The sequence below is a fragment of the Desulfosporosinus lacus DSM 15449 genome (assembly GCF_900129935.1).
In the GTDB taxonomy this organism is placed as follows: domain Bacteria; phylum Bacillota; class Desulfitobacteriia; order Desulfitobacteriales; family Desulfitobacteriaceae; genus Desulfosporosinus; species Desulfosporosinus lacus.
Window position 1 is genome coordinate 40,950 of sequence record NZ_FQXJ01000028.1, and the last position, 8,733, is coordinate 49,682.

General features: G+C 37.2%; 9 protein-coding genes. 3 read left to right on the forward strand and 6 right to left on the reverse strand.

The annotated features are described in order from the left end of the window. Positions 1-161 precede the first annotated feature (161 nt). The 4 genes from BUB11_RS23780 to BUB11_RS23800 all read right to left on the reverse strand — a co-directional run bounded on the left by BUB11_RS23780 (position 162) and on the right by BUB11_RS23800 (position 4,915). The gene (locus BUB11_RS23780) at positions 162-2,396 is read right to left on the reverse strand and encodes a HelD family protein (RefSeq protein WP_073032831.1); all 2,235 of its coding nucleotides are present in this window, start codon (positions 2,394-2,396) and stop codon (positions 162-164) included. Positions 2,397-3,418: 1,022 nt separating this feature from the next. Continuing rightward, positions 3,419-3,919, reverse strand: coding sequence for a hypothetical protein (locus BUB11_RS23790; protein ID WP_242947728.1), 501 nt, complete (start codon positions 3,917-3,919; stop codon positions 3,419-3,421). Positions 3,920-3,940: 21 nt separating this feature from the next. After that, positions 3,941-4,354 (reverse strand): hypothetical protein, encoded by a 414-nt coding sequence (locus tag BUB11_RS23795; RefSeq protein ID WP_073032835.1) that lies wholly within the window; start codon positions 4,352-4,354, stop codon positions 3,941-3,943. A 213-nt stretch (positions 4,355-4,567) separates the two neighbouring features. Then, positions 4,568-4,915 (reverse strand): cupin domain-containing protein, encoded by a 348-nt coding sequence (locus BUB11_RS23800; RefSeq protein WP_073032837.1) that lies wholly within the window; start codon positions 4,913-4,915, stop codon positions 4,568-4,570. A gap of 995 nt (positions 4,916-5,910) precedes the next feature. Here BUB11_RS23800 and BUB11_RS26690 point away from each other — a divergent pair. Both BUB11_RS26690 and BUB11_RS23820 read left to right on the forward strand, forming a co-directional pair. Further along, positions 5,911-6,396 (forward strand): YtxH domain-containing protein, encoded by a 486-nt coding sequence (locus BUB11_RS26690; protein WP_143187705.1) that lies wholly within the window; start codon positions 5,911-5,913, stop codon positions 6,394-6,396. A gap of 374 nt (positions 6,397-6,770) precedes the next feature. Further along, positions 6,771-7,664, forward strand: a complete 894-nt coding sequence (locus tag BUB11_RS23820; protein WP_073032842.1) for a metallophosphoesterase — start codon at positions 6,771-6,773, stop codon at positions 7,662-7,664. A gap of 97 nt (positions 7,665-7,761) precedes the next feature. Here the strand turns inward: BUB11_RS23820 and BUB11_RS29150 are convergent, their stop codons facing one another. After that, positions 7,762-7,929 carry a DUF3795 domain-containing protein gene (locus tag BUB11_RS29150; RefSeq protein WP_427846332.1) on the reverse strand — a complete coding sequence of 56 codons (168 nt, stop codon included), beginning with the start codon at positions 7,927-7,929 and terminating at the stop codon, positions 7,762-7,764. Positions 7,930-8,011: 82 nt separating this feature from the next. On the opposite strand from BUB11_RS29150, the gene BUB11_RS23830 reads away from it, so the two are divergent. Next, on the forward strand, positions 8,012-8,419 hold the full coding sequence (locus BUB11_RS23830) for a hypothetical protein (RefSeq protein WP_073032844.1): 408 nt from the start codon (positions 8,012-8,014) through the stop codon (positions 8,417-8,419). Positions 8,420-8,597: 178 nt separating this feature from the next. On the opposite strand, the gene BUB11_RS29155 is transcribed toward BUB11_RS23830, so the two are convergent. Further along, positions 8,598-8,720, reverse strand: coding sequence for a hypothetical protein (locus BUB11_RS29155; protein WP_282434046.1), 123 nt, complete (start codon positions 8,718-8,720; stop codon positions 8,598-8,600). Positions 8,721-8,733 lie beyond the last annotated feature (13 nt).

An 8,733-nucleotide genomic window follows, 5' to 3' on the forward strand; every position in this document is an offset into this window, starting at 1 on the left:
AATCGATCGTTAAGCTTAATCATACCCCGTCTAGTGTTCTCTCAGTTATTGTTTCACCTTCTATTGTACTATATAGCTCGTAATATCGCCTATTGGTAATATGAAAAGGTGTAAAAAAAACGAGGTCTTGTTTTAAGAACCTCGTTTTTCAAAATTGATTATTAAATCAACAGACTTCTATCTCCTTTATAATAAATAACGAGTCGATGGAGCGCTCGCGTACAGGCAATGTACAGCAATTTTCTATCAAAATCACTCGAATAGTTCTCCTTATTAGCATCGTAAACAATCACAACATCAAATTCTAATCCCTTCGCCATATAAGATGGAATGACCAATGCACCTTTTATTACTTCTCCACCCCGTGGTTTAATGAGGGTAATTTGCACTGACTCTTTCAGCCGACAATACACCTTTTCTGCTTGATCTTGAGTTTTACATATTACGGCTATGGATTCATACCCTAGCTCTGTATAATTAGCAATATCCCCGATGATAGCCTCATCCATCGACTCAGATGTTTCTTGATGGAGAACTAAAGGTTCTTCACCATGCCGTTCAATAGAACAATAATTTTGTTTGGCACCTTCATCCAGAAGCTTCTGAGTGAAGGTGTTGATTTCACGAGTTGATCTATACCCTTTATCTAATGACAGCTTAACCGTCTTACGTTTATCGAGTATCTCAGAAATATCATCATATAGCGAACGATCTATCGCCTTTTCAATCGTCTGCTGAATGTCTCCCAATACCGTATAAGTCGCGTTTTTGTACAAAAGCTTAAAAACCTCATATTGTAGGGGGGAATAGTCCTGAGCTTCATCAATGACCACATGTTTGATCTCGGAAAACAAATCATTTCCTTCGATTTTTAACTTAAGATAAAGAAGTGGAGCATAATCCTCATAGTGCACTTGTCCCTTACGAAGGTATTGTTGGGTTGCTGTGACAATTTCTTCAATATTCTCTGGAAGTTCTAGACCTTGTGACAGCTTAACTAAAAGCCCATGGTTATTGAAAAGCACCTCATACAACTGCCTATAATCAACGTTCGTAAATCTTTGGATTCGTTCCCTAAATGCCTTGGCTTGTTTAATAGCTAATAATCGGCTGAATGACTTTATCTCAAATTCATGCCCTTCACTTTTTTCAACAATCTTTTCCAAGCGTTTGAGTCTATTTCTCTGTAAGGGGTGGACCTTTTCCAAGAGTGTCTTTTCGATTATTTTGAGCTGTTTTGCCATCGGAATACCAATTTCATTGTGTAAAAAACGGTTCTTTAGCTGTTGCCTTGTCGCAATAATCGTTCCGTTATAATATACATCCTCAAAGACAATGAGACGATGCCCATAATGCCATAATAGTCTATCAAGAATTTGCTTAAAGATCCTCGAACCTTTGAAATCGATGCTTTGCCGCCTTTGGTCTCCTAAGGTCTTCGTTCGGGAATATATCAATGTTTCAAGCTGCATATCCCTAGTTTCTTCACCAAACCTGCCTTTAAAAGCATCTAGTACTAGATCGTCGAAAATGCTTTGCCTCACGTTCTCCTCTCCAAGCTCGGGGAGAACACTTGAAATATAGTGACTAAAAACGGCGTTAGGGGAAATTATGATGACATTATTAGATTGCAGATTGGAATTAAGACCTTCATAAAGGAGGAAGGCAATCCTATGCAGGGCAATCGATGTTTTGCCACTCCCGGCTACACCTTGTACGATTAAAAGCTCATGCTCCCTATCCCTGATAATTACATCTTGTTCCTTCTGAATAGTTTCAATAATATTTTTCATTTTGGCGGAAGTATTATGACTTAATACTTCCTGCAGGATTTCGTCGGTAATCCTGACACTACAATCAAAAAAATATTTTAGCTTAGAATTTCGAATTTGATACTGCCTTTTCAACGAAACATCTCCCCGACTAATCCCCAGCGGAGTGTCATACATTGCTTCGCCCAGTTCATACCTGTAAAATATGCTTGAAATAGGCGCACGCCAATCATAAACGTATACTTGACCTGTGTTCCTATCCATTAAATTGTAAAGTCCGATGTAGATTTTTTCTTTTTCACTAGAACCCTTTTCTATAAAGTCAAACCGTCCAAAGTAAGGAGAGCTTATCATTTTATTGAGTTTCTTAATACGCTGTAAATTTATATTGTAATTTGAGATTTGATTATTAATCTGCGAATGATATAGGTTCATATCAACAAGACTCTCAAAGTCGCTCGAAATATGAACAGTGTTTTCATACATATCCTTTCTAGCTGCAATCAAATCACTCTTTTTCTCTAATAAATCAATCTTTTCCTTTTCCATTTCTTCGTTAATAAAGGCTATTGTGTTACTAAGATACTCAATTTCCTCTTGATGACTTTCTTTATAACTGTCCATTGGATCACACTCCTAAACTCAGAATCTTAAAAACCCATTTGACATCATTTAGAATTTGTGATATGATATCAGTGAGATAAATAAATTATATTATGGTTTTTTATGTCTATTTTTTATTATACAACAATAACGTCTTTAAGTATAGTCAAAGTGAGAATATCTTGTCTGTTTCTATTCTCGCCTTCTCTTTGTAAGATGTTAAAGAATACACCGCAAAAAGCCAGCTTTGAAGCTGGCTTTTAAGCTAGTTGATTATTTCAATCCCATTTTCGCAGTATAATATGTGAAATTATTGAATCGCCATAACTTAGATTGTTTGTGGCTTATAACAACCTTTTCTACTTAAGATCATGTGTATGGTTTCACCCGCTAATAGACGGCGTTCCCTCAACACTTCCAGGTGATGAGGGAACATTTTTTTCCATTATCGTAAGCAAATTTCCTTTAACTTTCCTTTTGAAAAAGGGATCTGGGGAACATCTTTCAACTGAGTGTTGTTGAAATTATTTTTAGAATAATCAAACAAAAATAAAGTCGCTTTACGGACGACTTTATTTTTGTGAAACGTGATTAAAGGCATCATTACTGCATATATATTTGTAATAGACATAATTATCATATTTGCGGGCATGCAACCAATTTCTCTCTGAAGGGAGGAAGTTGGATCATGAAAACATATGAGACGTTAATGATTGCGATCGGATCCTGCTCATTATTAGTTAGTTTACTAGTTTTAATCGTGGAGGTGATAAAAGTTATTGTGAGGTGAACTATCTCCTCAGTGGTAAAAAGTAGCCAGCGCCAAACCGAGCTACTTCTCACCGGCCGATAAGGTTGCCTTGCTCGCACCGATAAGGACACTTCCTTATCTTTTTTTTGCCCTGCAATATAATTATGTCGCGTGTCACATTTGTATTACAAATAAAATAAATTTATCTGCTAAGCCCTGTCACCGAGTTAAAGACGCGTTCGTCAAATAAATGCAAGCGAGGTGCTTCTTGTTCTATTAGACTTCTGTACCCTTAAACATCGAGGTGTGAATCAATTACTTTCCATGAGATAGTTCCATTATTTATATCGTAACTTAACAGCATGTATCCGGAAATATGTCCATCATCAAAATAAGCGAATACCCACCTATCCGTAAGAACATGTATGTCTTCATTATGATAAAAACCCATGGTGCCACCCAGAATACCCTCATAGGGAATCAACTCGCTATGCATCTTGAGGTCTGCAACAATATCTTTCAGTTGACCTGTATATCCTTTAGCCTGTAATTTAAGCATTGAAGTTTGGTCATAATTACCTAATTCTAATTTCTCAAGTTCGCTCCTCAATCCAGAAGCTTGAGTGGCACAATCTTCATTTTCTTGCTGTAGTTGACTATTGTCGTTAAATAAACTAGTCTTCTTTTCCTCAGCGTTGCTTAACTTTATTTGGTATTGAAAAATAATGATTAAAGAGACGGCTAAGATTATCACCATTGAACTTATCCATAATATACGCTCTTTGTTTTTCACATCTCCATCCCCTTCTTAAGTTTAAGCACTGTTCTTAAATAGTTGTTTATTGTTGAACAAAAAAAGAGTGCCTATAATCCGGGAAAAACTGGGGATTACTGAAACCAGCCTAGGCAATGAATTACCTGGAAAAAATAGACCGAGAACTGAAAATGCAATTCTTTGAATATCATTAGCACTTATCCTTGTCCCCTCGTTAAAATGAGTTTCCTTCTTTACAATAACTACCGATAACTTACTCGATAGAAGCCACAGTAAAACTCCGAAGAGAATATACATTAACGGATAACTGATATTCAGCAAATTTTCACGAGTTATTTGATGGGACATTGCAACAGCAAAAGAAAGAACATTGGTTGATACGTTAATCCCTTGAATAATCATGTAAATACTAAGAATCTTACAAGCTAGGCTTGCAATCTCACGGTTACTCACTCTTTATTCCCCTTTTTATCGGATATTATTGAACCTGCCACCGACACAAAATAAGTTCTAAACAATAAGTAATTACCGTATATTTTCTAATTGTCATCGCAAAATGTTTGTCTCTGCCAATACTATATTCTAGATTTGCGGCGAAACATGGCGAAAAGGCGACGTGACTCCTAAGGGCCTTCGTAATATTCTTTTCCTTTGGTTCCTATAAGACTACTTATCTCCTTCTTCAGGAACAATACAGATGAAAGCAAATCTGCCATCGCCTGTATTTGTAAACTGATGTAACTCATTGCTAGGTACAAAAGCAAACGACCCAGCTTCTAACGCATAATCTTGTCCATCCAAATACAAAGACCCCGTACCTTCGAGAATGTAATTTATATGTGGCCAAGGGTGAGTATGACGAGGAGTATAACCTCCCTGACCCAGCTCAAATTCGCGCATAACATAGCCTTCCCACCCTTGATCAGGAGAAATAAGTACTTTCTTGACGGCATTTTTTATTTGATCATTGTTTATAGGGGTTCCTAAAACGTCCCGGTTATGACTTACTATCATTTTTCTACCTCCCTAAATACATCATTCATCCTTGAATTCTTTCCATTCATTCGTTCAATTATTTAAATTGGTATCTTCTGTACGCTTGATCTAAACAAACCATATTATAAGTTTCCTCACCAGATGCTAAATTCCTCTAATACATTGCTTGACAGCTTAAAAAAGCAGGCTGACTGTTAACCTTTTATGAGTTACAGTCAGCCTACTTTTTTATGATTGGAGCACTATTCTGCAAAATAGCAGGTTATTTTTTGTGAAACCTACATGGCCGTAATAAATATGCCCTTAAACTATTAGCTAAAGTTATCAGCTTTTTAGGTTTGGTAATTAACAAAATACCACCTGCTGTTAAAAGGATACAGAGCACCTGGATAAGTCTCTTGACCGAAGTGGCACTAGTCAATAGCACAGGATTTGATGGTTTTGAAACACATTGAACTTTTAAAGTTCCTTGCCAATACTTCGGCTTGATTGACAAACTAATCGCTGAGGGAGGTATTTTTCGGTAAACTCTGCTGACAACTACACTACTGGAAGAAAGTCGTTTTGTTGTGCTTTTAACCGAATATGTACGACTTCCAATTATGTTCGCTTTTGAAACCGGACAAGCATGAACAATCCCGGTCGAATCCTTTTGCAGTATCACAACACTTGTAAATGGAAATTGGTGTCCCTTCCTGTTATCTGACCTGATGATATTATTGTTTAACATTGTCAGCCTCCTATATCCGGGCAACAAGTTAAGTAATATTCTAACTTCATCTTATGTCTTCTTATGGTGTAGTGTTCATGTCCTTGTTAGTCTTTCTCTGCAACATTAAATTAAGAATTGAACCATTGAAACCAGAAGCATTTTATATGGGAGAGCATATAATAAATAAGACTTGTAAACTTACGACCATGATAGCAACGATTGCACATCAAACTAGACTTCTAGATATACAGGATAGAGGTTACATTTGTAATTTCATGGCGTTAAAAGGAGCGGATAAGAAGTGGGAAATAATAAGGTGAACAAAAAGAGTACGGTAATTAAGGCAGCCATGTTTGGAAGTCTAGCAGGAGCAGTGATGGGCCTATTGTTTGCTCCAAAAAGCGGACTAGAAATGCGCCAAGATCTAGTCGAACAGGCCCATGCAATCGGAGACAAAGCTGTAGATATTAAAGACAAAGCGCAGAGTGTTTGGCAAAATGTTGAGGAAAAAACCCAACTGACGGTTAATAATGGTAAGAGCTGGATTAACAAAGGAAAACAATTGGTTAGTAACCTGAAAACATTGGTCTCTGAGATTCAGCAGGGTGCTTTGACAAAGACCGTTCCTGTTTATGCAATAGAAGAATTTGTTAGTGACAAAGATAGTGACAATAATAGTGATATTTATCGTGAAATTGATGCTAATAGTGGTACTGGTACTGATATCGAAACTGATATTGATACCGATACTAATAATGACAGTGATGAGTCAGGAAAGATATTTTAGACCAAAGATATTTTCTATTGTCTCAGGAACAAATACCTGTATTCCTCTTGTTACTTAATTTAAATATTCAACGGTATTAAAAAGACAGTTTAGACTGTCTTTTTTTCGAGTGAGACAAATTAAAGAGTCTTCATAATGCCTTACAAAGACTGACTCGTCATAAACAAAATCGAAGATAATTTTAATGATCAATATGCTCCTTAGGGATAAGACGTCGCTCTCGTGGAATGAGATTCTAACCCTCAAATAAAGCACCTTTTTTAACTTACTACAATATATTAAGTTAAACAAAGCCGGAAATAGATCATGCTTGTGTAATTTTTACTCAAAGATTTCCTTATCTCAAAACTCATCTATTTCGTGGGGGTTTATATATGAATAAGTTAAAACGTATTTCTAAAGTCTTTGAATCAGCAGACGAAATTTCCTTTGACGACACCTCTAGGATTGTGTTAATGAGCGACATCCATAGGGGTGATGGAAGCTGGGCAGATGATTTTTCAAAGAACCAAAATCTATATTTCGCTGCCTTAACCCATTACTATAATGAAAATTATACTTATATTGAGATTGGTGATGGTGATGAACTTTGGAAGAATAAAAAAGCTTCTGACATTATCTACGTACATAGTGATGCATTTTGGCTTCTTTCTAAATTCTTCAATGAGGGCAGGCTATTTTTAATTTTCGGGAACCATGACATGTGCAAAAAAAATGATAAATTTGTCAAAAACAATTTATATCAATACTTTGATGAAAGAGACAAAAAGTACTATCCCTTATTCGAAAATATTAAGGTTCATGAGGGCCTGGTTTTAAGGCATTCAATGACGGATCAAAAGATTCTCTTGATCCATGGGCATCAAGCAAGTTTCATGGATTATGAAATGTGGAGGTTGTCCAGATTCCTGGTTAGATATTTATGGAGACCCCTGGAGCTATTCGGTGTAAATGATCCAACAAGTACAGCCAAAAACTATCATATGAAAGATGCAGTTGAAAATAAACTTACAGAGTGGGTAATACAGGAAAAACATATGCTTATTGCCGGTCATACTCATAAGCCTATGTTCCCAGATATCGGTAATCCTCTATATTTTAATGATGGAAGCAGTGTCCATCCACGTAGTATAACGGCAATTGAAATTGCTGATGGTTTTATTGCACTTGTTAAATGGAATGTCAAAACAAAGGATGACGGTACATTGTTCATTGGCAGAGAGGTACTGGCAGGGCCAAGAAGATTAAGGGATTACTATTTATCATAATAACGGATCACGTTTAAATTACCACCCTCTATTTCTACATCATGGTCATATGGTTTTTTCTGCAAGGTATTATGAATTAAATTCAGTTACAATACCATTAAGGATATTGATTGCATTCGTTACAGTGTTCTACCTTAGGATTGATGGCACAAGCTCTTATTACACAATGCTTGCAGTTTATGAATAAATTATTCGATTTACACCCATTGCACTTAGCGAATTTTGGAGGACTACCTCTTTTCAAAAAAAGTATAATATAAGACAACTTTTTCGGGTAGCGAAATGGTATAGCTCCGAATAACTTACCATATATTACCTATTTTAACAGAGATATGGAGAGTGACCTTATGCCTTTAGATAGAATGAATATGTTTTGGAATCAACAAACAATGCCCCAACAGAATCAGTTCTTTCAACCAACGCCTGCTCCGGGGCAATTTAGCGAGAGCGCTCCCACTTGGATGTTGAATCAGAGTCAGAGAGTTCCGTCCACGATGGGAGGGCAAGGCAGTTTTCCGATACCACCAGGATATAGCCGCAACATGAATATGAATGGTCCCGGAAGCGGTCTGGGGGGAGGAATGCCTAGATATCAAGGAAATTTTGGAGGGAATCTTGGTTTAGGAGCCGGACCACAAAATGCGGGTGGTCAAGGCTACACCACACCAGGGTATCCACCTCAAGGCTTCGGGCAGCTACAACAATACCCCCAACCCCAGTTGCCTTTGACTCAAGTGCGAATGTCAAGAAAATAGTGAGCCACTCGCCAGAAAAAAGTTGATCCACTAACGCCAGTAAAATAGTGAGCCATGTTGGTGAAAACGCTGGAAGAATATTGAGCCACTTATTGGTATAGATATGCGCCTGTAAAATCGGAAGGAGGGCGTAGCCCGAATGGAGATTTTACAGGCGCGCACGGCAAGGTTCCATCACTTAAGTTGCTCTTGCTAGTGTCTGTTCTAATCGATAGGAATCCTTCACATTCATATTCAATACGTGCGATCGGAACGTTACTCTGTCAATTAAGGCTGCAACCATGATTTCGTTTTCAAACAATTCCGTCCAACGT

What these genes read in the sequence shown, in the direction of transcription:
- BUB11_RS23830 (WP_073032844.1), top strand. Translation starts at nt 8,012, where the DNA reads ATGCCTTTAGATAGAATGAATATGTTTTGGAATCAACAAACAATGCCC.
- BUB11_RS23780 (WP_073032831.1), bottom strand. Translation starts at nt 2,396, where the DNA reads ATGGACAGTTATAAAGAAAGTCATCAAGAGGAAATTGAGTATCTTAGT.
- BUB11_RS23800 (WP_073032837.1), bottom strand. Translation starts at nt 4,915, where the DNA reads ATGATAGTAAGTCATAACCGGGACGTTTTAGGAACCCCTATAAACAAT.
- BUB11_RS23820 (WP_073032842.1), top strand. Translation starts at nt 6,771, where the DNA reads ATGAATAAGTTAAAACGTATTTCTAAAGTCTTTGAATCAGCAGACGAA.